The sequence below is a fragment of the Chryseobacterium metallicongregator genome (genome assembly GCF_031324065.1).
GTDB classification, from domain to species: Bacteria; Bacteroidota; Bacteroidia; order Flavobacteriales; family Weeksellaceae; genus Chryseobacterium; species Chryseobacterium metallicongregator.
Genome location: NZ_JAVIXS010000003.1, coordinates 376,495 through 400,807, shown reverse-complemented (window position 1 = coordinate 400,807; position 24,313 = coordinate 376,495). Strand labels below are relative to the sequence as shown.

The window sequence follows — 24,313 nt, the reverse complement described above, 5'->3', positions numbered from 1 at the left end:
TTTTTACAATAAAAAATCCCCAATATCGCTATTGGGGATTTGTTTTAGTTATTAGTTTAACAGTTATTTTTTAATAATTTTCAAGGACTGTGATCCTTTTTCTGTATTTACTTTTACAATATAAACACCTGAAGCGGCACTTCTCATGTCTACAGAACCTTTTTCAGCATTCATTGTTTTGCTAAGAATTCTCTGGCCTGAAACATTATACACTTCAACATATTTGATCCTTGTATCATTATTGATATAAAGGAAATCCGTAACAGGGTTTGGATAAGCACTCACCGTATTTTTTTTCGCAGCTTCATTCACAGCTAATACAGCTGCTGTAAATTCAAAGCTTCCAAGATCCGGTGTTAAAGCATTTCTTATATTACCATCTGCATCCAGAGTTACTTCAACGACAGGAGTTCCTTTGTTATCAAGAACCGCATTTCCTGTGGCAGATAAATGGAAATCAGTAGCTGATACAAATACTGGCAGAACATTCAGAGAGTTTACATTTCCTCCGAATCCCGCCTGGATATCTGCAAGTGTAGCTTTTGCAAGACCTCCAATATAGCCAAGATTAGTTCCTGAAGAATAGAAATTATTAAAATTAATAGTAGAGAAAACCCCGCTGGCGGCTCCTGCATAAATAGTATATCTTTCTCCTGCCTGGGTCTGGGTATTCACAAAAAGATTATTTCTTACATCAATTCCTCCCAAACCGGTTACTCCACTTGTGATATTTAAAGCAGACGGTCTTCCTGCAACAGTCTGGCTTACATCCATCACAACAGTATTATAATAAAGTTTATATCCTCCTCCTGCAGCAATCACAATTCCGTTTCCATTGTCATTCACACCTCCGGTGGTTGCATATCCATAACCGGCTACACCGCTCACGATATTATTGGCAACTAAGGTATTCGAAGTAAGGCTAGTTGTTGAAAGATATATTCCCTGTGCTCCATATCCGGATGTATTTGTATTTTTGATCCCGGTTATTTTATTATTGGTAATAGTCATTCCGGTTGTTAACGTACCTCCCGCATATATACCAGCAAAAAGAGTCCCTGTTCCACTGGAATTAAAATTGGAGATTGTATTTCCTCTTACAATAATATTGGCTGCAGCAGAGGCACCTGTACTCCCTGAGGTAATCGTTATTCCGGAAGCTCCTCCCGCACCAGTTCCGGTATACCCAAGATTGGTAATGGTATTTGAAATAATTGAAGAATTGACTGTTGCTGTGGCAAACCAGATTCCTCTTTTAATTTCAGCATTGGTCGTTTCAAAGTTACCTAACGTGTTATTACTTACTGTTACTCCATCTGCACCCTGAACATAAATTCCTCCAAGACGGTTGGCATCTGCTCCCGAAGCACTTATATCATTACCCGTAACCAATGTATTAGCTCCGTTACCAGCAGCTGTAGCAGCAAATAAATAGATTCCCATATAAGCTTTCTTCACAGCATTATTCTGAATAGTAACATTGTTAAAGAAGCCTCCCGTAGGTGTTGCTGCTCCGTCATACATTACCAAAGCTGACGAATTATTCATTCCGTTGATAATATTAAGGTTTTTAACCATAATATTCGTATTAGCGGCAGCTGCAGAAGCTGCAATAAAGGTAAGTACCTGCGGTGCTATAATAGAAGTATTGGTAAGAGTAAGATCTCTTGTCGTTCCTGAAGCTGCATTGCTTCCATCCAGGGTAATATTACTCCCCAGTATTCTTACTAAGGGAGCACTGGCAATATCACCGGAAATAGCAGCCGTAACTCCTATAGCGGGTTTTATGACAACAGAAGTATAGCTTGCCGCTCCACCACTGGCATTCAGACTTGCGGTGGCTGTTTCTGTTGTGTTCGCTGTGATACTGATTGTAATGGCTCCCTGGTGTGTTCCCGCATTAATAGCATCGAATGCTCCTTTTAATGTGGTATAGGTTCCTGTAGCTGTTCCTGCCGTGGCAGAAATATTCACTTGTGAATAAAAATTTGATGAAACCAAAATTGCCATCAAACAAAATAGAATTTTTCTCATGACATTAATTTTTATTATACTAAATATAAAAAATAATTATCAATAAAATTCAATAAACATTGATAATAAAATAAATATATTAATAAAAATTTAAACATAATATCATAAAATACTTCAAATAACCTAACACAGACAAAACACGATACCACATGTTAATTTATAAAATATTGTTTTTTCAGAATTTCGTAAATTTGCACCATGATAAAAATAGGCAACATAGAACTGCCGGAATTTCCACTTTTGCTGGCTCCGATGGAAGACGTAAGTGATCCTCCGTTCAGACGTTTGTGTAAAATGCATGGTGCAGATTTAATGTATTCGGAATTTATTTCTTCCGAAGGATTGATTCGTGACGCTATCAAGAGTCGTAAAAAGCTGGATATTTTCGATTATGAAAGACCCGTTGGGATACAGATTTTTGGTGGTGACGAAGAAGCTATGGCTATGTCTGCAAGAATTGTTGAAACGGTAAATCCGGATCTGGTAGATATTAATTTTGGATGTCCTGTAAAAAAAGTTGTCTGCAAAGGAGCAGGAGCTGGTGTCCTGAAAGATATCGACCTTATGGTACGTCTTACAAAAGCTGTTGTAAGTTCTACTCATCTTCCTGTTACGGTAAAGACCCGTTTAGGATGGGACAGCACCAGTATTAATATTGATGAAGTAGCAGAGCGTCTGCAGGAAACAGGAATTAAAGCTCTTACGATACACGCAAGAACCCGTGCTCAGATGTATAAGGGTGAAGCAGACTGGGAACATATTTCAAGAATTAAACAAAATCCTAATATTGAAATTCCAATTTTTGGAAATGGTGATATAGATTCTGCTGAAAAAGCATTAGAGTATAAACAAAAGTATGCATGTGACGGTATTATGATCGGACGTGCTGCCATTGGATATCCATGGATCTTTAATGAAATCAAACATTTCTTTGCAACAGGAGAGCATTTACCTGAACCGACCATTTCAGACCGATTACTGGCTGTTCGTCAGCATGCAGAATGGAGTGCAGAATGGAAAGGAGAAAGATTAGGTTTAGTTGAAATGAGACAACATTACAGCAACTATTTCCGAGGAATTCCTCATTTCAAGGAGTTCAGAAAAAAATTCCTGGAAGTGTTCACTATGGAAGAAATGAATAGCTTGATTAAAGAAACCCAACAGTTCTACGAAGAATATCAGGCACAACTATAAAAATAAAAACCATCAGCAAAACTGATGGTTTTTTATATTGAGAATCTAATTTAATATCCTTCTGATGAAGATTCGTTTTTAATTAATCCCAAAGCTGAAGAGGTTCCAATTCTTTTAACTCCCATTTTGATCATTTTTTCAGCATCTTCGGGAGTTCTCACTCCACCTGCTGCTTTTACAGGAAGTTTCCCAGCATTGCTGAGCATAATTGTTATTCCTTCAAAGGTTGCTCCATTAGCTTTTCCTTCAGCAGTCTGATAAAATCCTGTAGATGATTTGACAAAAATTTTCGACAACTCATTTTCAGAGAAATTCTCTTCTGCCCAGGTAGAAATCTTTTTAGTAAGATCTGCAATTTGTTCATCCGTTAATGCTGCAATTTCAATAATCCATTTTGCAACTCTATGATGCTCAAGAGATAATTCGGTACATTTTACAAATTCTTCTCTTACCAGTTCTATATTCCCCTGTAGATAAGCAGTATAATTAATCACAAAATCTAATTCATCTGCTCCGTCTTCTATTGCTTTTGAAGCTTCTGCAAGTTTTTCATCAATAGAGTACGTTCCTTCGTGGAAACCTATCACAGTTCCTACTACAACATTCGAATTTCTTTCCTGAATAAATTTTTTGATCTCAGATACATAATCCGGTCGAATCATCACGGCAAAAATACCATTGTCTATTGCTTCCTGAGCAAGTTCTTTATCTTTTTGAAGTGTTTCTTCGTGGGAAATACCTGACTGTTCCGGAGTTTTCAGGTAAGTTGAATCCAAATATTGGGCTATGTTCATATTGTTATACTTTCAATTGTCTGTAAATACCTTGTTCTAAAGATATAAAAGTTTCTGTTCTTGTTACTCCCTTCAGCTTTTGAAGCTTACTAAGAATCTGCATTAAATGATCATTGTCTTTACAAAGAACTTTCAGGAAAATAGTATAATTTCCTGTAGTATAGTGGGCCTCCACTACTTCATTGATATCATGCAAAGACTTTACCACTTCCGGATAATGGCTTGGCTGATCCAGAAATACCCCGATGTAGGAAATCACTTTATATCCAATTTTCTTAGGGTTAAGAAATGATATTGAATTTTCAATAACTCCTGCATGTTCGAGTTTTTTGATTCTTTGATGCACCGCCGTTGTGGAAATTCCAACATTTTTTGAAATGTGGGCTAAAGAAGTTTTAGCATTGTCCATCAACATGTAGATGATTTCTTTGTCAATAGAATCTAAATGGTAGCTTGTGTTGCTCGAATTTTTCATTTTCTACTTTTTTATTATTTATGTTTTTTAATGTAAATTTTTAAATTTTACAAAAACCGGAAAGTGATCGCTATATCCTCCTAAATACCGTGTACCAGCATATGTTCGGAAAGGCCGTCCTTCAAAATTTCTGGTTCTGCTGCGGATTTTTTCAGAATTAAATATATGGGCATCCTGAAAAGCCAGCGTCTTATTATCAAGCAAAGATCTTGACATAATGATCTGATCATACAGCAATCCAGATTTATAATGAAAAGTAGAATAATTTCTTGTAGAAAACAATTGTTGAAAAGGGTTCATTAAAACCTTCTCATGGTCATTGTCATAGAGAATCTGTACTAAATTTTCATCATCCGGGTTTTCGTTAAAATCACCACACAATATAACATGCTCTTTATCAGCATTTATAATTTTCATAATCCGTTGCCGTACTTCATTCAATATAAAGGCTCTTTTAGGTTTATTGATATCTTTTTCGCGCTTAGAGGGAAGATGGGCGATAAAGACATTAATAATTTCCCCTTTATATTTAATTTTTGAAAAAAGTACGTCTCGGGTTGTGTCGTAATTTTCTGTGTTTTTATTTACTATTTCAAAAAAGAAAGTAATGGTTTCCGAATCTATTACCTCTACTTTATTTTTATCATATAACATGGCTACATCCACTTTTCTTTCGTCCATAGAATTGTAATGTACAATTCCGTATTCCGAATTAAAGGGCTCCATTTCTACTAGATCTTCCAAAACTTTCCTTCCGGAAACTTCAGATAATCCTATTACAAATGGTAATACTTCATTATCCTCCTTCATCAACTGAAATACATGAGAGATTTTGAAAAGTTTATTTCTATATCTCTTTTCATCCCAATTCCTTAATCCTGACCGGGTAGGATCTAATTTGTGGACAGGTTTCGGATCGGGTAAAAATAAATTTTCAACATTATAAAAAGAGAACAGCTCCATCTACACTAATTTCTATACTTTTAATTTATTATGTCCTTTTTACTTTAATATGTAAATTTATTATTTTTTTTCAAATTTTCGTGATTTACCTATAAAACAGTAAATCAATTTCCAATAAAAAACAATTCAAATATAGTAAAAAATACTAATGAAATAAGTCATTGTGAATTAATTTTTCAACCATCCCGCAGTTTCGATATATTAATCAAAATTGAGACAATATACAAAATATGGAATAATAGAAATAAATTTTCAATTTAAAATCAGAAACATTAATATTTTTCACACTTATTAAAATTACAACAAATATTATTCCATTTATCTATAATAAATGGAATTAAATATTGAAGCAAAAATTAGATCATTTCTGACAATTTTCGTTTACAGTAAATCGGGGCGTTTTTCTTTTGTAATTCTTACAGCTTCATCATGACGCCATTCTTCAATTTTTCCGAAATTTCCACTCAATAGGATTTTAGGGACATCCAGACCTTTATAACTTTCAGGTCTAGTATAGATGGGTGGTGAAAGAAGATCATCCTGAAAACTGTCTGTTAAGGCGCTTTGTTCATCATTCAAAACTCCTGGAAGCAATCTGATAATTGAGTCTGCCAAAACACAGGCAGCCAATTCTCCTCCTGTAAGAACGTAATCTCCAATTGAAATTTCTTTGGTGATATGAAGATCTCTTACCCTTTGGTCTATTCCTTTGTAATGCCCGCAAAGAAAAATTAAATTATCTTTGATAGACAATGAATTGGCTATTTTTTGGTTTAAAGTTATCCCATCCGGAGTCAGATAGATCACTTCATCATAATTTCTTTGAGATTTAAGCTCCGATATACATTTATCCAATGGCTCAACCATCATTACCATTCCTGCTCCGCCTCCGTAAGGCTCATCATCAATTTGTCTGTGCTTATTGATTGCCCAGTCTCTCAGATGATGAAAATGTACTTCTACCAGCCCTTTATCCATTGCTCTTTTCAAAATAGAAGTCTGGAACGGACTCTCCATCAATTCCGGAAGTACGCTTATTATGTCAATTCTCATTGTAATGTTCCGTTTTTCTTAGTAGGTATAATAATTAATCTTAAAGAAGAATCTTTGTTGATATAGCTCCACATCCAGTTGAAGAATATGGCCAGCTTATTTCGAACGCTCAAAATTAGCATTAAATGGAGAAACATCCAGAAATACCATGCCAGAAATCCCTGAAATTTTATAAACGGCAGATCTACAACCGCTCTGTGCTTCCCAATAGTCGCTAATGAGCCTTTATCATCATATTCATATTCTTTCCATTCTTCCTGGCTTTTCTTTAATAGATTTTTACCTAAATTTTTTGCCTGATTAATGGCTACATTGGCTACCTGAGGATGTCCCTGTGGATATTTAGGGGTTTCCATATAGGCAATATCCCCGATAGCATAAATATTATCGTAACCTTTTATTTTATTATATCGATCTACAATATATCTGTTTCTTACTAATTTTTCTTCCGGAAAACCTCCTACAACATTTCCTGTAACTCCGGCTGCCCAGATCACATTATTGGATGGAATTTCTTTTCCGCTTTTCAAATGAACTTTATCTCCGTCATAATCCGTTACCACTTCCCCACTCATAAAAGTGACTCCTAAGTCTTTAAGATATTTCTCAGATTTATCCTGTGCTTCGCTACTCATTACAGCCAATGGCTTCTCGGTAGAACTTACCAGAATAATCTTCAGATGATCAAAGTTCATATAAGGATAATCTCTTGGAAGGATGTCTTTTTTCATTTCAGCAAAAGCTCCTGCCAGTTCTACTCCTGTAGGACCGCTTCCAACGATAACAATATTCCAGTTTCCGTCATCGCTTCGGCTTTTTTCAATAATCAGTTTTTCAAAGGTCATCAAAACATGATTTCTGATACTGATGGCTTCCTGGGTATTTTTCATTCCGAAAGCTTTTCCTTCCAATTCTTTATTTCCGAAAAAATTAGTTTTACAGCCCGTTGCAATGATGAGTTTATCATAGGTAAATTCTGCTTCGTCTGTAATAACTTTATGATTGGCAGGATCTATTTCTTTGACTTCCGTCATACGGAACTGTGTGTTTCTGGACTGCTGAAAAATCTTTCTGAAGGGAAAGGAAATGTTGGAAGGTTCTATCCTCCCTGAGGCTACCTGATAAAAAAGCGGCTGAAACATATGGTGGTTCATCCGATCCAGAACAATGACCTTTTTGTTCTTGTTATTCAATGTTTTTGCAAGCTGCAGCCCCGCAAATCCTCCTCCAATAATGATGATTTTTTCGCGTGTTTCCATAATACACAAATTTACTGATTTTATTTTAGCATTTAGCAGTGAAAAAAGTTAGTTTTGCAAAACTTTATGACACCAAAAAAGTACACCAAAAAAACTGCCAAACAGGTCCATAAATCGAGACGGAAGAAGTATTTTTTCCGAAGATGGGTGATATTGGCTATTTTAACGATCGCATTGGTAGGAACAGGGCTTTATTTAAGACAGTCTATCAGTTATTACTATGCCTTGTACTTTAATAAATTTAAGCATAAAAAGCTTCATAACAGTGAAAAAGAAGCAGCAAGAATTCAGAGAATATTAGCCAGCAACCTTGATAAAACCTATGGTTTTGATGTTTCTCATTATCAAAACCGGGAAGATATCAAATGGGACAGTCTCAGCATCGGAAATAAAACGATTCCGCTAGAATTTGTTGTCATGCGTGCAACAATGGGAAACCGAAGTGCCGATAAACATTTTGACGAATTCTGGGAAAGTGCTAAAAAACATGATCTTATCCGTGGAGCTTACCATTTTTACAGAGCCGATGAAGATCCTGTAATCCAGGCTAATAATTTTTTAGAGAATGTAAAACTTGAAAGCGGAGATCTTCCCCCGATTCTCGATATTGAAAAAATCCCAAAGCGCAAAACCAATAAAAAGCTCATTGAAGATCTGAAAGTATGGTGTAAAATTGTAGAAGATGCTTATGGTGAAAAGCCGATTATCTACACCTACTATCATTATTATAAAGATTTTCTGAAAGGCGAGTTTGAAGGTTATCCTTTATGGCTGGCCAATTACAATGATGTTCCGTCTCCTTCGCCGGATGATGAGTGGGATTTCTGGCAGTTTACAGAAAACGGAATTGTTCATGGGATCAATGTGAAGGTGGATCTTGATATTTATAATGGTAATTCGTGGTCTTTGAAAAGACTGACACTGGATTAAAAAATGAAAGGAAGCTAGAAGCAGGAAGCTGGGAGTTGATAAAATTTCATTGATCCCGCTTTCAACATTACCTGACTGATATAACTTCCATTTCCCTACTTCCATCCTGCCTTTATTTAATTACTTTTTCCTAAAAAATTCAGAATATCTGTATTGAGTTGATCTGCATTTTCAAAAGGAATCATATGGGTGGCATTGCTGTAGATTTTAAGTTCGGCATTAGGTATCTCTTTAGCAATAAATTCGGTATGCTCCTTTTTAATAACATCTTTATCACCAGCAATAACCAATACTTTACTTCCAATTTTATTTAAATCTTTCTTCGCAATGCGCGGCTGTGTCAGCATAATTTTCAAAAGCCTTTGTTCATTAAACTTTTCAGGGTTTTTCAGTTCTTTCATCACCAGCATTTTATTTTCAAAATGATCAGTAAGTCTGTCATCCACTCCATCAGGAAATGCATTGGCTCCAATTGTAATGAGCTTATTCAGTTTTTCAGGATATTTCAGGGCAAATTCCAGTCCGGTATTTCCACCATCACTCCAGCCTGCGATATTTACTTTATTGAGCTTTAATTGATCTGTAATTGCTTTTACATCATCAGCAAACATTTTATAAGTAAAATCCTTTTTAGAAGAATCTATACTTTTTCCTTGGCCTCTTGTATCTATAGCAATTACTTTATACTGCTTAGATAAAACAGGAATCTGCTGATAAAAATCTTTAATACTTCCGGAATTGCCATGAAGCAGAATCAATGGTTCTCCTTCACCATAGACCTCATAATAAAGGTTCGTATCCTGAAGTTTCAGATAGTTTCCCACCGCTTTATTCTGACCATACACAGTTTGCTCAGATTCCTGTATATATTTTGATACATCAGGCATCAGTGCTTCTGCGCTATCATCTGCAAAACCGTTTTCATCATCCGTATTTTTGTCTCCGTTTTTATCCATTTTCACATCGATATTAATGGCAGGTGCGGCAAGAGTCATTTTTGTCCACTCTCCGTAAAATTTCCTTATAAATCCTGTTTTGAACAATGCTGCACTTATATTGACTCTCCCTTCAAATTCTTTTAAAAACTGAATTCCTATAAAAAATTTTCCATGAACCCAGATATTACGATCATTAACATCCAATGTATAAGTTCCATCTTTAATCATATCGCTGGTAAGTTCAACAGTAATTTCCTCATCAAGAATATTCTTATCCGGAAAACCATCTTTTTCACTATAAATAGTATACCGCATAACGACAGGCTTATCTGAGGTATAGCTGGCAATATTCAGGTTAATATTCTTAATCTTTGATTTCTTTTTAGCATTAAAAGCCAATGCAGTTTCACCAAGAAAATCTTCTTTTCTGAGGTGTGGATTTACAGAGTACATAACACTTTTTGTCTTGGTATTGACTCCCCAGTTTTTATCAACAAGTTTCTTAGGCTTAATGGTAATCTCTTTAATATTTTTAGTTTTCTCTGTTAAAAATATTTTTTGCTGATCATTTTTTTTAAAATTCTGTATCGTTTCCTGGTAAGGGTCAAATCCTGGTACTTCTATTTTTATTTTCTGCTGAGGATCCATATTGGAAAGATCAATTGAAAAATTTCCTTTTTCATCAGAGATCGTTCCAATTGATTTTTTTTCAATTCCAATTTTTACATAAGGAATTGGATGGTTTTCATTTTTAGAAATGATGGTTCCGGAAATAGTCTGCCCATGAAAGGCTGAAGCTGTCAAAAGGAAAAATAAAGTATGAGATATTTTCATGTTAAAAGTTTGACGCAAACTTATTTATTTTAAACAGTCCGCTATCCCAATACTTTATTAAAATTATTCTCCCTTTAGTTAAAGTTGTTTTAAATATTTCCTAATTATAAATTTTTCCTACTTAAAGGATATTCATAATTTCTTCCCATGAATGAACTCTTTCGTAAGTTTCATTTTCTATCAGTTCATTATGAGGTTGGGTAAATATCAATCTCTGCCCTGAAAAATGATCTAAATTTTTTGGATAATCATCTATCATAACATCTCCGGCAACCACTTTTTTACTTCCGCAAAGAACAATCTGTTCCCAGGTAATGAATGGGAAATGCTCTGCCAGCCAATCATATTTTTCTCTTAAGCTGTTCGGAAACTCCATTCCGGCCGAGACAATATAGAGTTCATATTTATTATTCAGATACTCCATTGCCTCACGGCTTCCTTTCATTAAAGGTAAGGTTCTGAAAAAACCTACTTCATTTACATGTTTTTTTCCGTTAGGGAAAGATTCTATTTCAGGTTTACCAGCCAAATCACTGATTTCAATTTCTCTTCCTGTATCTCTTTTTTCAAATTGTACCAGCTGATGATATACATCCGCCATTACCCCGTCCATGTCGACAATTACTTTTTTCATTAATTCAATCAGGTTTTTGTATTATTTATTACTATTTTAAACTGTATATTGTATTGTTTCTGATCAAATTTACTGATTAGTTTTTGCAGACATGGGACACAGTCTATTAAAAAATCATAAATATTCATTTTTATAAGAGGCGTTCCGGAAAGTTTTATGGCTACATTTTCGTATTTTTGCTGCTTAGTTCAAAATTAAAATCAAACTATTAATTCCCAATGAATTACGTTTCTGCAGAAAATCTTACCAAATCTTACGGCATCAAAGTTTTGTTTAAAGACATTTCTTTTCATATTAATGAAGGAGATAAAATAGCTATTGTTGCCAAAAACGGAAGTGGAAAATCTACCCTTCTGAAAATATTAATGGGTAAGGAAATTGCAGACAGCGGAACTGTGATTATCAACAAAGATATCCAGGTAGTATTATTTGACCAGGAAATTGATTATAATCCTAAGCTGAGCATTGAGGAATTTATGATGACCCTTGATTCTGAGCCTATCCTGGCCCTTAAAAACTATCATAAATCGCTTCATTCTACAGACAATGATTTTATTGAGAAAGCATTGGCTGATATGGAAGTTCATAAAGCCTGGGATCTGGAAAATGAAATGAAACAGATTCTTTCCCAGCTTAAAATCACTGATCTGGATGCTAAAATGGGCACTCTTTCCGGAGGGCAGATCAAGCGTGTAGCGTTGGCTAAACTTTTAACAGAAACAAGAGCCGAGCACAGACATACACTTCTTATCATGGACGAACCTACCAACCACCTTGATGTGGATATGGTAGAATGGCTTGAAAATTATCTGAACAAAGCAAAAATTACTTTATTGCTTGTCACCCACGACCGATATTTTCTTGACAGTGTTTGTGACATTATCTGGGAAATGGAGGATCAGAATCTGTATGTTCATAACGGTTCTTATGCTACTTACCTTGAGAACAAAATGATTCGTGAGGAAAATCTTAATGCTACAATTGACAAGGCCAATAACCTTTACAGAAAGGAACTGGAATGGATGCGAAGACAGCCAAAAGCCAGAACCACAAAATCAAAAAGCAGAATTGATGCTTTCTATGAAACTGAAAAGGTAGCCAAAACCGATACCAGAAAAGACGGGCTTGAGCTGGATTTTGAAATGAAACGTTTGGGAAATAAAATTCTTGAACTTAAACATATTGATAAGAGTTTTGGACCTAAAGTTTTATTAAAAGATTTCAGCTACCAGTTTCAACGTGGAGAAAAAGTGGGAATCATTGGAAAGAACGGTGCAGGAAAATCTACCCTGCTTAATATTATTCAAGGTTTTGAAAAAGCTGATAAAGGAGAAATCGAAACTGGAGAAACTATTTCTTTCGGTTATTTCTCACAAAAAGGTCTTACTTATAAAGAAGATGAGCGTGTCATCGATTTTATCAAGGAAATTGCAGAATTTTATCCTTTGGCAAATGGAAAAAGTTTATCTGCATCACAGTTCTTAAGATTGTTCTTATTTGACGATCAGACGCAGTATTCTCCTATCTCTAAACTTTCAGGTGGTGAAAAAAGAAGACTTCACCTGATGTATATCTTGTATCAGAATCCTAACTTCCTGATTTTTGATGAGCCTACCAATGACCTGGATCTTCCTACATTGACGGTTTTAGAAAATTTCCTTCAGCAATTTCAGGGATCTTTGATTATCGTTTCCCACGACAGGTATTTCATGGACAGAATTGTAGATCATGTACTGGCTTTTGAAGGAAACGGAAAAATCAGGGACTTTGTAGGGAATTTCTCAGAATACAGAGAAGCCAGGAGCCGTGAAGAAGCATTAGAAAAAAATGCAGCGGTAAAACCTGAGCCTGTAAAAGAAATTGTTTCTTCAACCGAGAATATTCAGTCTTCGAATTCTAAAAGAAAACTCACTTTTAAAGAGCAAAGAGAACTGGAAACGATTGAAAAAGAAATTCCTGAACTGGAAGAACAGCGTACTAAAATTCTGGATAAGCTCAATAACGAAGCTGACTACGAAAAGATAGCCACACTTTCTTCAGAACTGGAAAGCGTTTCAGAAAAACTGGAGAACCATGAAATGAGATGGCTGGAACTTCAGGAAATTCTTTAATAATGATGAATTAAAAATTATGAATTATGAATGAATTCAAGGTTCAAAGTTTAAAGTTCAAGGTTGATAGCAGTCGTGATCAGCAGTTTCCAACTCGTTTACACTCAAACTCTAAAACGCTCTGACTCATTCATAATTCATCATTCATAATTTATAATTCAATTATTCTTTCTTCTTTTGCACTTTCAAGAGAAGCATCTATGATTTTCATATTCTGAATAACTTCTTTTCCGGGAGATGGTAAAGCATATCCAAAAACGATGTGTTCATAAATCTGCTGATAATAATTCATATAGTTTCCGGCTTCACTGGAGATAAGAATTCTTTCTGTTTCGGAATCATCATTCAGAAAGTTTAAAATTCCGTCCGGTTCTTTTAAAGGCTGCGTCCATTCTTTACCATATTCAGGAATAGCGCCTGCTACCAGTTCATTTTCCTGATTATCGGTTCTTTCCTGCAAGAAAGTTCCTCTGTCTCCATGAATTGTATAAGCATAGTGACCTTCTTTACTGAAAACAGACGATTTCAGTCTCACTCTCAGATTATCTTTATAGAATAAGAGAATTTCAAAATAATCGTTAGCAAACTCAGTTCCTTTCATGGAAAACACATCTGCAAACAATTTTTCTGGGTATCCAAAATACTGCACTGCCTGATCTACAAGATGTGCTCCCAGATCGTGAAGTGATCCTGATCCCACCTGATCAGGATTTTCTTTATGCTGCTTTCCACTAGCTGTGGTACGGAATCTGTCAAAGCGGATTTCTGCTTCTTTAATATTGCCTAATTTCCCTTCAGTTAAAACTTTTTGAACTTGCAAAAAATCACAGTCGAATCTTCTGTTTTGATATACGCTTAAAAACAATCCTTTTTCTTCTGCCAACTGTACCAGCTCTTCTGCTTCAGAAACATTTACTGTAAAGGGTTTTTCCACAACAATATTTTTTCCTGCTTCCAGTGCTTTTTTGGCATATTCATAATGGGTCTGAACCGGAGTATTGATAATCACCAGCTCTACATCAGCATGCTGAAGCATTTCTTCCACGGAGCGGTAGATTGTTGCTTCCGGATACTTTTCCTTCGATTCTTCCTTGCTTCTTTCCACCACAGCAGACATAAAAAATCCCGGATGTTCTTTTAAGAAGGGAGCATGGAATACTTTTCCACTCATTCCAAAGGCACAAAGCCCTGCTTTTACCAATTGCATATTATAATTTTTAACAAATATATTCATAAAAATTTCTCTATCCCTTGGTCTAAAGGAGCTATAGAAATAATCCATCTCATCAACTCTAAGAATATGATTTAAATCATAAAATTATTTTTATCTATTCTAAACAAATACTTACATTTGCGCCTTATTTAAAACTGTTCTACATAAAAATAAAATGAAAAGACAACTACTTTCTTTAGGTCTTCTATTGATCGCTGTTTCAGCAAGTTCTCAGATGAAAAATGCGGAAGCAGACACCATCAGAACTCAGACGATTGAGGATATTAATCTTCACAAAACAGGAAATCCTAACCAGGCGAGACCATTATCAACAAAATCAAATCTGACGGTAATGGAAAACCCTCAGCCCATTGCTATTGTTACTCACGAAATCATTGAGCAGCAACAGGCAAAGCAACTGAGTGATGTTCTTCAGAATGTAAACGGAATGTATGTTACTTCATCCAGAGGAAATTCTCAGGACAGCTTCGGGGGACGTGGTTTCATTTTAGGAAATGATAATATCTTCAAAAACGGAACAAGAGTAAACAGTGGAGTTTTTCCTGAAGTAAGTGGTCTGGAAAGAGTTGAAGTTTTAAAAGGGGCAAATGCCATGTTATTTGGTAATGCAGCAGCAGGTGGTATCATCAACATGATTACAAAGAAACCTAAATTCAATTTTGGTGGAAGTATCGGATTAAATGGCGGAAGCTGGAATTCTTACAAACCAACTGTTGATATTTACGGCCCTTTATCAAAGAATATTGCTTTCAGAGTAAATGGAGCTTACGAATATGCAGAAAGTTTCAGAGATGTGGTAGAATCAGAAAAATACTATTTCAATCCTTCATTCCTTTTCAATTTAAGTCCAAAATCGCAATTGATTGTGGAAGCAGATTATCTTAAGAATAATTTCACTCCTGATTTCGGTCTTGGATCCATCACCAATCCTGATGGAAGTTATAAAATCAATGATCTTCTACCTAAAAATGCTTTCTTAGGAGCGGACTGGCAATATCAAAATGTAGAACAAGTTTCTACCAATGTAACTTTTAATCACCAATTTACTGATAAGTGGTCATTAAATGCTGTAGCTTCTTATCAGAACTATACTAAAGACTATTACTCTACTGAAAGAGTGCAATGGGGATATGAAAAGAACACAAACCGTCTTTTCTGGCAAAGACCTTTAAATAAAACATTTAACGAGCAAAATTACACTTCATTACAAGTTAATATTAATGGAGAGTTCAATACCGGAAAAATCAATCATAAGGTTTTAATTGGTACTGATGGAGACTATGGTGTTCAAAATAACTATACTTACACCAATCCAACAGTTTATGGGACTAACGGTAATACAGCTACCATTAATAATAACCTTTACTTAGATGATTCATCAACTTGGGCTAGTGGAAAAATGCCTGACGCATCCTTAAAAGATAGAACAAGAATCCCTACACAAAGATTGGGTATATATATTCAGGATTTCATAAGCCTTACCAAGCAACTTAAAGTAATTGCTGGTTTAAGATGGTCTTATTTGGAAACAATGACCAATACTAAAAATACATTTTCAAATGACCTTGGAGATGTTGATCAAAAAAATACAGCAATATCTGACAGAGCATTTTCACCAAAAGCTGGTTTAGTATATATGCCAAACGATAACCTTTCCGTATTTGCAACCTATACCAACTCTTTTGCTCAGAATACAGGAAAAGATATTTATGAACAAGCATTAAAACCTACTACAATTGATCAATATGAAGCAGGAGTAAAAAAGAATTTCTGGAATAATGCTTTAGCTGTAAACCTGACTGCATATCAAATTGTTTACAATAATTATTATCAAACCGCGCCTCAATTAGCAAATGGGCAGGCGAATTCAGATTCATTCTATAAAGAATTCGCAGGAAAAATGAGAAGCCGTGGTGTTGAGTTGGATATTACAGGAAATCCAACAGAAAATTTATCAATTATCGGTGGATTCTCTTATAACAACTCTGTATATCTTGATACGCCAGACGGTTTTGGATATGTTGAGAAACAAAGATTAGTAAGAACACCAGCTACAACAGCAAACGCTTCTGTATTTTATAAATTCACGCGTTATGCAAAAGGACTTAAAGTAGGTGCAGGTGCATATTTCATCGGTGACAGATTAGCAGGATGGAATGATACAAAAAATGGTTCTACAGGATTGGGTGCAAGAAACGGGATCAGCAGATCATTTGCTTTAAAAGATTACACCACCGTAATGGTTTCTGTAGGATATGAGTGGAAAAAATTCTCTATCCAAGGAAAAGTGGGTAACCTGTTTAATGTCGAAAACTACAATGTTCACGAGAATTATTCAGTGAATCCTATTACTCCTAGAAATTACTATTTCACATTGACATACAGACTCTAGAATTCTTTATATAATAATTCTTTCATTAAAAGTGGAAATTGCATTTTTGCAGTTTCCACTTTTGAAATTTTAAACAAAAACAAAACAATAAGATATGGATAAGATTAAAGACACAAGAAGTTTCATGAGAATTACTCACCGTTATCTGGGATATTTTCTTGCCGGAATTATGGCTGTATATTCCCTAAGTGGAATTCTTCTGGTGTACAGAGACACAGACTTTCTGAAAAGCGAAAAGAAATATGAAAAAAACATTGCAGCCAATCTTTCAGAGAAAGAATTAAAAAAAGAACTGAAGATGAAAGGCCTGGAAGTGGAAAAAACGGAAGGAAGTGTTCTTTATTTTAAACAGGGAACTTATGACAGTGCCACAGGAAAAGCTAAATACACTAAAAAGGAACTGCCTTTCGTATTGGATAAAATGGTTTCTCTACACAAATCGCAATCCAAAGACGCCATCTCTCCGCTAAGTGTATTCTTTGGAGTTTCCCTTTTCTTTTTTGTTATCTCAAGTTTCTGGATGTTTAATCCCAAGACCAAAGCATTCAAACGCGGAATTAAGTTTACCATTGCAGGACTTATTATTTCTGCAATTCTTTTATTTATTTAAAAAATCAGAACCGGAAGAAAAAAATAAACATTTTATATAATTAATGATATACCACCTGATTTTATCATTTTATTCTTAAATCACTCATTTTATTTTCTTTATCATGATAATATATAGAGTGAATAGGTTAAAAAAATAAATTATATCTACCTGAAAATCTTAACGTTTCTTTAGAGAAATTACCTAAAATTAAGAGTCTGGCACATTTATTGTTTTTTCTATAATTCGTGAATAATAAACATTTAATTATTAAAATAATAAATTATGAAAAAACTTATTTTAACAGGAATATTAGCCGTAGCAGGCTTAACAGCAACTGCCAACGCTCAGATTCAAAAAGGTAATTGGATGGTAGGAAGTAGCATCGTAGCCAGTAATTTTGGTTTAAATACAGGCGGTGGATATAATATTTCACTACAGCCAAAAGCAGCTTATTTTATTCAAGACAATGTAGCAGTAGGAGGATATGTAGATTTAGGATTTAATAAAGTAACAAATGGATCCCCTACCAATTTTGTATATAAAGTTGGAGCTTTAGGAAGATATTATGTTTCTCCAGGGGAAAAAGGAGTAGATAACTTACTACACCATGGAAGATGGTTCTTCGAAGGTAATGTAGGTGTTGGAGGTACTTCTACTGAAGGATCTAACTCTACTACAGGTTTAGATTTTGGAGCAGGTCCTGGTTATTCATACTTCATTACACCAAATATCGGTGTTGAAGGTTTAGTAAAATATAATGGTGTTGCAGGATTTGGTAGCGAAGGATTAACTTCTACTTTAACTTTCAATGTAGGATTTAGCATTTATTTACCAACTTCTAAAGGTAAACAAATCATCAACGACGTTAAGTAATCACTGAAATACTTATAAAAAATGAAATCGCCCCGAAATTAAATTTCGGGGCGATTTTCGTACAAATTAAAACTAAACTATAAAAAATCAAATAAATCATGTATTCGGTTGTGGGGTATATCTTAAATACGGTTTTATTTCCGTTACCCCTTTTGGGAAAATTTTTCGTGCATCTTCTGTAGAAATTGTTGGAGGTATAATAACATCTTCTCCATTTTCCCAGTTAACAGGAGTAGCCACTCTATAATTATCTACCAGCTGTAAAGAATCCAGCACTCTAAGGATCTCATCAAAATTTCTTCCTGTAGAGGCCGGATAGGTAATAATCAGTCTTACTTTTTTGGAAGGATCAATAATCAACAGAGAACGTACAGTAGCCGTAGCGGAAGCATTGGGATGAATAAAATCATACAGCTCAGAAACTTTTCTGTCTTTATCAGCAATAATGGGAAACTTCACAGTGGTATTCTGAGTTTCATTAATATCTTTCACCCAGTTTTGATGATCCTCTACTCCATCTACACTCAGAGCAATCACTTTTGTATTTCTGGCATCAAACTCAGATTGTAGTTTTGCCGTATATCCCAGTTCTGTAGTGCATACCGGCGTATAATCTGCAGGATGCGAAAACAGAATTCCCCAGGAATCTCCCAGATAATTATAAAAATTAATATCCCCTACGGATGACTCTGCCTGAAAATTGGGTGCTGTATCTCCTAGCTTAATTGACATAATGTTCCTTCTTTATAGTCTACAAATTTAGTAGACTTTTTGGAACTGGCAAATTTTTTGATGAAAATTTATATATTTAACTAAAATTTTATCCATGGAGAAAACCGGATTAAGGTATGTAGATGTTGTTTATAAGGTATTGGAAAGTTGGTATGTAACTTTTGCAGCACTTACCCCAAAGCTGATTGTCGGAATTTTAGTATTTACATTCTTTCTTATCAGCAGTAAATATTTAAGCAAAGGAGCTGTAAAATTATTTCACAAATTTTTCCCGAAAAGTCAAAAAGAAAGTTCATTAGTAACTTTAATTAGCATATTCAGATTTCTGATCATGCTGATGGGTACATTTATTTCTCTTGAAATAATGGGGTTCAGTAACTTTCTTTGGAAATTTATCGGAAGTTTAGGAGTTGCAGGAGTTATTGCAGGGGTAGCCCTGAAAGACCTTGTTTCGAGTATTTTTTCAGGAATGCTGATCGGAATCGATAAAGCATTTAAAGTAGGTGATTATATTACCATCGGTGCCCACTCCGGAACAGTACAGGAAATCGGTTTCTTAACCACAAAAATTCTTACGGATGATGGGAAGAAAGCATATATTCCTAATCAAGTAGTATTTAATGCTCCATTTTACAATATTACTGCTTCACCACAGCGCAGAATTATTTTAAATTTTGAAATTCCGGCCGATGAAGATATCACCAAAGCACAGAAAGGAATTCTTGATGTGATTAAAAATCTTGACAATGTGGATAAGTTAGATACTATAGAGGTAATCTTTACAGACCTTAAACAAGGGGCATTTAACCTGCAGGTGAAATTCTGGATAAAAGTAGGAGCCAACCTTGCTCAAATAAGAAGTAAGGCCTATTTAGGAATTAAAGAACGTTTTGATGTGGATAAAGTTCAGTTGGTAACGCCCACAAGTATTAGTATTACAAGTGGAGAGGCTAACTTGCCGGAAAGCCATCAGGATAAGTAAAATTATTTATAAAAATAAAAAGACCATTTCAAGTATTGAAGTGGTCTTTTTTATGATGATTGATTGAAGATGTTTAAACTTAACAGGTTTTAAAAACCTGTTAGGTTTACAATAGTACATTTCCACTGAAGTTATTACAAAACTGTACCCTTTACGTGCCAACAAAAAAACCGTTCCAAAAATGAAACGGTTTTCTTATTTATCTGAAAATTTTAGATTAAGCTAAAACTTCTTTTACTTTGTTTGCAGCTTCTTCTAAAGTAATTGCAGAGTGTACCGGAAGACCAGACTCGTCAATTAATTTTTTAGCTTCTACAGCGTTAGTTCCCTGTAATCTTACGATCAATGGAACCGGAAGGCTACCCATAGCTTTGTAAGCATCTACAACACCCTGAGCAACTCTGTCACATCTTACGATACCTCCGAAGATGTTGATCAAGATTGCTTTTACGTTTGGATCTCTTAAGATGATTCCGAAAGCAGTCTGTACTCTCTGAGCATCTGCAGTACCCCCTACGTCAAGGAAGTTTGCTGGGTTACCACCTGATAATTTGATGATATCCATAGTTGCCATTGCAAGACCAGCTCCGTTTACCATACAAGCAACGTTACCATCTAGTTTTACGAAGTTAAGCCCCGCTTCACCAGCTTCTACATCCATTGGATCTTCTTCTCTTGTATCTCTAAGCTCAGCTAAGTCTTTGTGACGGAACAATGAGTTGTCATCTAAAGTTACTTTAGCATCTACAGCGATAATCTTGTTATCAGAAGTTTTTAATACAGGGTTGATTTCGAAAAGAGAAGCATCAATTCCTGTATATGCATTGTAAAGAGATGAAATAAATTTCACAAATTCTTTGAATGCATTACCTTCAAGACCTAGGTTGAAAGCAATTTTTCTAGCCTGGAATCCTTGAAGACCGATTGCCGGGTCAATCAATTCGTTGTGGATCAAATGAGGAGTTACTTCTGCAACGTGCTCAATATCCATACCACCTTCAGTAGAATATACGATTGTATTTTTTCCTTCAGCTCTATCTAAAAGAATAGAAACATAAAATTCTTTAGTTTCAGATTCTCCAGGATAATAAACATCTTCTGCAACCAAAACAGAGTGTACTTTTTTACCTTCAGCAGAAGTTTGTGGAGTTACCAACTGCATTCCGATGATATTCTGAGCGTTTTCTTTAAGTTTATCCATGTTTGGAGAAAACTTAACACCCCCACCTTTACCACGACCACCTGCGTGAATCTGTGCTTTTACAACCCAAGCCTGTGCTCCGGTTTCAGCAGTCAATTTTTCAGCAGCTGCTACAGCTTCATCTACGTTGTTTGCAACGAAACCACGTTGGATAGCTACTCCATACTTTGATAAAATCTCTTTTGATTGATACTCGTGAAGATTCATATTATTTTTATTATTTTATTTTAATATTTAAAGGTTGACAAATTTACTAAAAAGACACGGAAGTTCAAGTTTATTGACTTAAAATTTAAAGTCTGATCGACTTGATTTTTAACATATCATTCTATTTCCCCTATTCTTCCGACAATTTCTCAGACTGAGATCCGATAAACGGAATTTTTGGAGCCAAAAAATATCCGGTAAGGCTGGCAAATAAAATAGGTACAAAATAGGTAAATCCTGTAAGTGTTCCCAAAATAATTGTTGTACTCATCGGTGTCCTTGTCACACAGGCATTGATTGCAGCCATACAGCTTACGATAGCTAAAGTAGTATCAAAATTTGGAAACAAATTATGGATAATCAGTCCTAATGTTGTTCCTACAAAAAACAAGGGAATGATAAATCCTCCTCTCCATCCGGAAGTCACCGTAATGGCAATGGCCAATATTTTAAAAATAAGAATCAGAATTAAAAAATTCAGTCCGAAGTTTCCTCCGATCAGCTGATTGATCTCGTTGTGCCCAAAGTATCTTGTAATGGGAAAATTATAGGCAATGATTCCTAAAATAATCCCACCTACTAATGTTTTAATGTAAATCGGAAATTTTCTGTACTCAAAAACCTTTTTGAAAAATTTGACTACAAAAATAAAGATCCATCCGAAAAGAGTTCCTACAATTCCGAACAATGTAGCATAAAGAAAATCATACACTCCGGTATAATGATATGCTTTCAGATCCCAGGTTGCTCCAATTCCCAAATGGATAATCAAAGCAAACATCAGGTAACTGAAACAACTTGCTACCAGTGCCGGAATAATAGCTTTGTAATATTCTACCGCATGTTTATGATGCAAAATTTCCAAAGAAAAAAGACTTCCTCCAAGCGGAGCACCGAATAACGCTGTAAAACCGGAAGCCATACCGGCAATGCTCAAAGACCGCAACTCTTCCCCTTTCAGTCTGAAAATTTTTCCAAGCCAGGTTCCTGTAGATCCGGTGACCTGTACCAAAGGAGCTTCAGGACCTAAACTTCCTCCTGATGCTACACAGAAAAGAGAAGAAAGGATCATCGAAGGATTATTCTTCGGTTCCAGTTTTCCTTTATTGAATCTGATATTATTAACAATCAGATGAATTTCTCCCGGATCTCCGATAAAATGAATTACCAGTCCGGCCAGCAAACCACAGATCGCCATCGTCGGAATCACCTGCCAACCTTGAAACTCAGCCAGAAATTCTGTAAAATGTTCCAGAACGATCCAATATCCTCCGGCAATGATGCCGCCTACAAGGCCTGTAACAGCCCACATAAAAAAAGTGCGGCTGAACACAAACGGGTTGAATCTGATAGGTTGATCCAAGAGATTGAATGTTCGTATTAACCGTCTCCTTCTATTGATTTTCATTCTTAAATTCTGTTTTTAGCAAAATATAAGATCAACATTCCCCAGCTTAAGATCATCATCAGACCTCCAAGCGGAGTGATAGGGCCTAAGAATTTAAGATTCATCCCCAGATAATCCTGCATGCTCAGAAAGTAGATGCTTACTGAGAATAAAAGAGTTCCTGCAATCATTAAAATGGAAGTCCATTTTTCAGCAGATGTTTCGAATTTTAAAATATATCCGATGATCAGCAGGAAAAAAGCTGCATACATCTGATATCTTACGCCTGTTTCAAAACTTTCCAGTCTTTCCACAGCTAATATTTTCTTTAAAGCGTGCGCTCCGAATGCACCTAAGATTACAGAAACCATTCCGTAAACTGCTCCAAAAACTAAAGTAATTGTTTTCATTTTATAACTCGTCTAATTCTAGGGTTAAATATTTTTTTGTTTTATAATCCTGCCAGGTTCCCATAATTTTCCTGCCTTGCAGATCCGCTTCCACCAAGGCTTTGAAAATCCACTGGTTGGTTTCTTCGCTGTAATAATCGTTTTCTATAATGGAGATATGATTACCTTTTATCTTTCCGTTCCACTCAATCAGCTTTTTATTTTTATCATACCAGTATTTTGCAGAAAAAGAACCATCGTCATATACTTCACTGATCAAAACAGTAATGGAATACTTTCCATCGATCTTTCCCTTATACAATTTATTAGTAAGACTGGTTATCTCTGTTTTTTCAGATCCGGAAATTAAATTTTTCGCGTAAGGACTCCAATGTTTTTCCAGCTCTTTGTAGGAAAATTCTATTTCATGACTTCCAAGCTCATCCAAAGCTCTCATGGCATGATTAGAACATCTTCCGGCAACAAAAGTCAGTTTATCTTTTCCAAAGAAATACCTGATCCCTTCTAAAGTATGTTCCGTAAAACAGTCTTCATACATAGCAATCTGATCCTGAGTCTCCTCTTCAGGATTTTTCTCAGATTTCAGTGTAACAAGAAAATCAGAAATCCTTTTCTTTACTCTTTTCTGAATAATCCCCTCAACAGTCTTCACTGAGCTGGGTTGAAATAAATCTTTGGCATTGATAAAGTTTCCTGTTCTCAAATCAAAATTCTTCCAGATCAAAAAACCTTCCGGATAAGCACCTGAAGCTTCACCATCTATGGCAATACTCAGAATATTCTTGGGAGTTTCAATCTTATCCCAACTATAAAAATAAAGATAGTTGGAATAGGAATTGGTTGCTGTAGAAGCCAGTTTAAAAGGATTACCACCAGATCCGGGGACATATTCCAGCTGATCCACCTGCAAAAATGTATTGATTTTATTTTCTACCCGAGGATTTTCATAATAAGAAACAACCGGAAAAACGGTATCTTCAGTTTTCGGCTGCAGATTACTTATTTTCACTTTTTGCTGTTGTGAAAAACTTAATCCGGAAATCAGTAAGAAAAATACAATACCCTTTTTCACTATTTTGATTTT

Annotated in this window: 21 protein-coding genes; 7 read left to right on the top strand and 14 right to left on the bottom strand. The window is 35.3% G+C overall.

What is annotated here, in order from left to right:
* Positions 1-63: 63 nt before the first annotated feature.
* Positions 64-2,034, bottom strand: coding sequence for a T9SS type A sorting domain-containing protein (locus tag REB14_RS06050; RefSeq protein WP_309521761.1), 1,971 nt, complete (start codon positions 2,032-2,034; stop codon positions 64-66).
* A 198-nt stretch (positions 2,035-2,232) separates the two neighbouring features.
* Here REB14_RS06050 and dusB point away from each other — a divergent pair, with 198 nt between their 5' ends.
* Positions 2,233-3,228, top strand: a complete 996-nt coding sequence (dusB, locus tag REB14_RS06045) for a tRNA dihydrouridine synthase DusB (RefSeq protein WP_079243128.1) — start codon at positions 2,233-2,235, stop codon at positions 3,226-3,228.
* Positions 3,229-3,278: 50 nt separating this feature from the next.
* Here the strand turns inward: dusB and deoC are convergent, their stop codons facing one another.
* From deoC to REB14_RS06020, 5 genes are all read right to left on the bottom strand, one after another.
* Complete coding sequence (deoC, locus tag REB14_RS06040; protein ID WP_079243129.1) at positions 3,279-4,022, bottom strand: deoxyribose-phosphate aldolase; 744 nt, start codon at positions 4,020-4,022, stop codon at positions 3,279-3,281.
* Positions 4,023-4,026: 4 nt separating this feature from the next.
* Entirely contained in the window at positions 4,027-4,497 is a 471-nt protein-coding gene (locus REB14_RS06035) for an Lrp/AsnC ligand binding domain-containing protein (protein WP_002976659.1), read from the bottom strand.
* 27 nt (positions 4,498-4,524) lie between these two features.
* The gene (locus REB14_RS06030; RefSeq protein ID WP_079243130.1) at positions 4,525-5,460 is read right to left on the bottom strand and encodes an endonuclease/exonuclease/phosphatase family protein; all 936 of its coding nucleotides are present in this window, start codon (positions 5,458-5,460) and stop codon (positions 4,525-4,527) included.
* A 381-nt stretch (positions 5,461-5,841) separates the two neighbouring features.
* Positions 5,842-6,513, bottom strand: a complete 672-nt coding sequence (gene trmD / locus REB14_RS06025) for a tRNA (guanosine(37)-N1)-methyltransferase TrmD (protein WP_079243131.1) — start codon at positions 6,511-6,513, stop codon at positions 5,842-5,844.
* Positions 6,510-7,772 (bottom strand): NAD(P)/FAD-dependent oxidoreductase, encoded by a 1,263-nt coding sequence (locus tag REB14_RS06020; protein WP_309521760.1) that lies wholly within the window; start codon positions 7,770-7,772, stop codon positions 6,510-6,512. The genes trmD and REB14_RS06020 overlap by 4 nt, the downstream gene beginning before the upstream one ends.
* 66 nt (positions 7,773-7,838) lie before the next feature.
* On the opposite strand from REB14_RS06020, the gene REB14_RS06015 reads away from it, so the two are divergent.
* Complete coding sequence (locus REB14_RS06015; protein WP_309521759.1) at positions 7,839-8,702, top strand: glycoside hydrolase family 25 protein; 864 nt, start codon at positions 7,839-7,841, stop codon at positions 8,700-8,702.
* Positions 8,703-8,818: 116 nt separating this feature from the next.
* On the opposite strand, the gene REB14_RS06010 is transcribed toward REB14_RS06015, so the two are convergent.
* Both REB14_RS06010 and REB14_RS06005 read right to left on the bottom strand, forming a co-directional pair.
* The gene (locus REB14_RS06010) at positions 8,819-10,474 is read right to left on the bottom strand and encodes an alpha/beta fold hydrolase (protein WP_309521758.1); all 1,656 of its coding nucleotides are present in this window, start codon (positions 10,472-10,474) and stop codon (positions 8,819-8,821) included.
* 121 nt (positions 10,475-10,595) lie between these two features.
* Positions 10,596-11,108, bottom strand: coding sequence for a 5' nucleotidase, NT5C type (locus REB14_RS06005; RefSeq protein WP_079243135.1), 513 nt, complete (start codon positions 11,106-11,108; stop codon positions 10,596-10,598).
* Between the two features lie 218 nt (positions 11,109-11,326).
* Between REB14_RS06005 and REB14_RS06000 the strand changes: the two genes are divergently transcribed.
* Positions 11,327-13,219 carry an ABC-F family ATP-binding cassette domain-containing protein gene (locus REB14_RS06000; RefSeq protein ID WP_309521757.1) on the top strand — a complete coding sequence of 631 codons (1,893 nt, stop codon included), beginning with the start codon at positions 11,327-11,329 and terminating at the stop codon, positions 13,217-13,219.
* A gap of 151 nt (positions 13,220-13,370) precedes the next feature.
* Here the strand turns inward: REB14_RS06000 and REB14_RS05995 are convergent, their stop codons facing one another.
* Positions 13,371-14,426 carry a Gfo/Idh/MocA family oxidoreductase gene (locus tag REB14_RS05995; protein ID WP_309521802.1) on the bottom strand — a complete coding sequence of 352 codons (1,056 nt, stop codon included), beginning with the start codon at positions 14,424-14,426 and terminating at the stop codon, positions 13,371-13,373.
* A 181-nt stretch (positions 14,427-14,607) separates the two neighbouring features.
* Here REB14_RS05995 and REB14_RS05990 point away from each other — a divergent pair, with 181 nt between their 5' ends.
* From REB14_RS05990 to REB14_RS05980, 3 genes are all read left to right on the top strand, one after another.
* Positions 14,608-16,845 (top strand): TonB-dependent siderophore receptor, encoded by a 2,238-nt coding sequence (locus REB14_RS05990; RefSeq protein WP_309521756.1) that lies wholly within the window; start codon positions 14,608-14,610, stop codon positions 16,843-16,845.
* 94 nt (positions 16,846-16,939) lie between these two features.
* Positions 16,940-17,455, top strand: coding sequence for a hypothetical protein (locus REB14_RS05985; protein WP_309521755.1), 516 nt, complete (start codon positions 16,940-16,942; stop codon positions 17,453-17,455).
* 264 nt (positions 17,456-17,719) lie between these two features.
* The gene (locus tag REB14_RS05980) at positions 17,720-18,310 is read left to right on the top strand and encodes a hypothetical protein (RefSeq protein WP_034694879.1); all 591 of its coding nucleotides are present in this window, start codon (positions 17,720-17,722) and stop codon (positions 18,308-18,310) included.
* Positions 18,311-18,406: 96 nt separating this feature from the next.
* Here REB14_RS05980 and REB14_RS05975 read toward each other — a convergent pair whose 3' ends face one another.
* Entirely contained in the window at positions 18,407-19,042 is a 636-nt protein-coding gene (locus REB14_RS05975; RefSeq protein ID WP_309521754.1) for a peroxiredoxin, read from the bottom strand.
* 94 nt (positions 19,043-19,136) lie between these two features.
* On the opposite strand from REB14_RS05975, the gene REB14_RS05970 reads away from it, so the two are divergent.
* The gene (locus tag REB14_RS05970) at positions 19,137-20,024 is read left to right on the top strand and encodes a mechanosensitive ion channel family protein (RefSeq protein ID WP_309521753.1); all 888 of its coding nucleotides are present in this window, start codon (positions 19,137-19,139) and stop codon (positions 20,022-20,024) included.
* A gap of 217 nt (positions 20,025-20,241) precedes the next feature.
* On the opposite strand, the gene sucC is transcribed toward REB14_RS05970, so the two are convergent.
* The 4 genes from sucC to REB14_RS05950 all read right to left on the bottom strand — a co-directional run bounded on the left by sucC (position 20,242) and on the right by REB14_RS05950 (position 24,301).
* Complete coding sequence (gene sucC, locus REB14_RS05965; RefSeq protein WP_034694875.1) at positions 20,242-21,432, bottom strand: ADP-forming succinate--CoA ligase subunit beta; 1,191 nt, start codon at positions 21,430-21,432, stop codon at positions 20,242-20,244.
* A 130-nt stretch (positions 21,433-21,562) separates the two neighbouring features.
* Positions 21,563-22,840, bottom strand: a complete 1,278-nt coding sequence (locus tag REB14_RS05960; protein ID WP_309521752.1) for a chloride channel protein — start codon at positions 22,838-22,840, stop codon at positions 21,563-21,565.
* A gap of 2 nt (positions 22,841-22,842) precedes the next feature.
* A complete protein-coding gene (locus REB14_RS05955) occupies positions 22,843-23,229 on the bottom strand; it encodes a DUF423 domain-containing protein (RefSeq protein ID WP_034694871.1) in 387 nt (128 codons plus the stop codon).
* Between the two features lies 1 nt (position 23,230).
* Positions 23,231-24,301 (bottom strand): hypothetical protein, encoded by a 1,071-nt coding sequence (locus tag REB14_RS05950; protein WP_079243143.1) that lies wholly within the window; start codon positions 24,299-24,301, stop codon positions 23,231-23,233.
* Between the last annotated feature and the right edge of the window lie 12 nt (positions 24,302-24,313).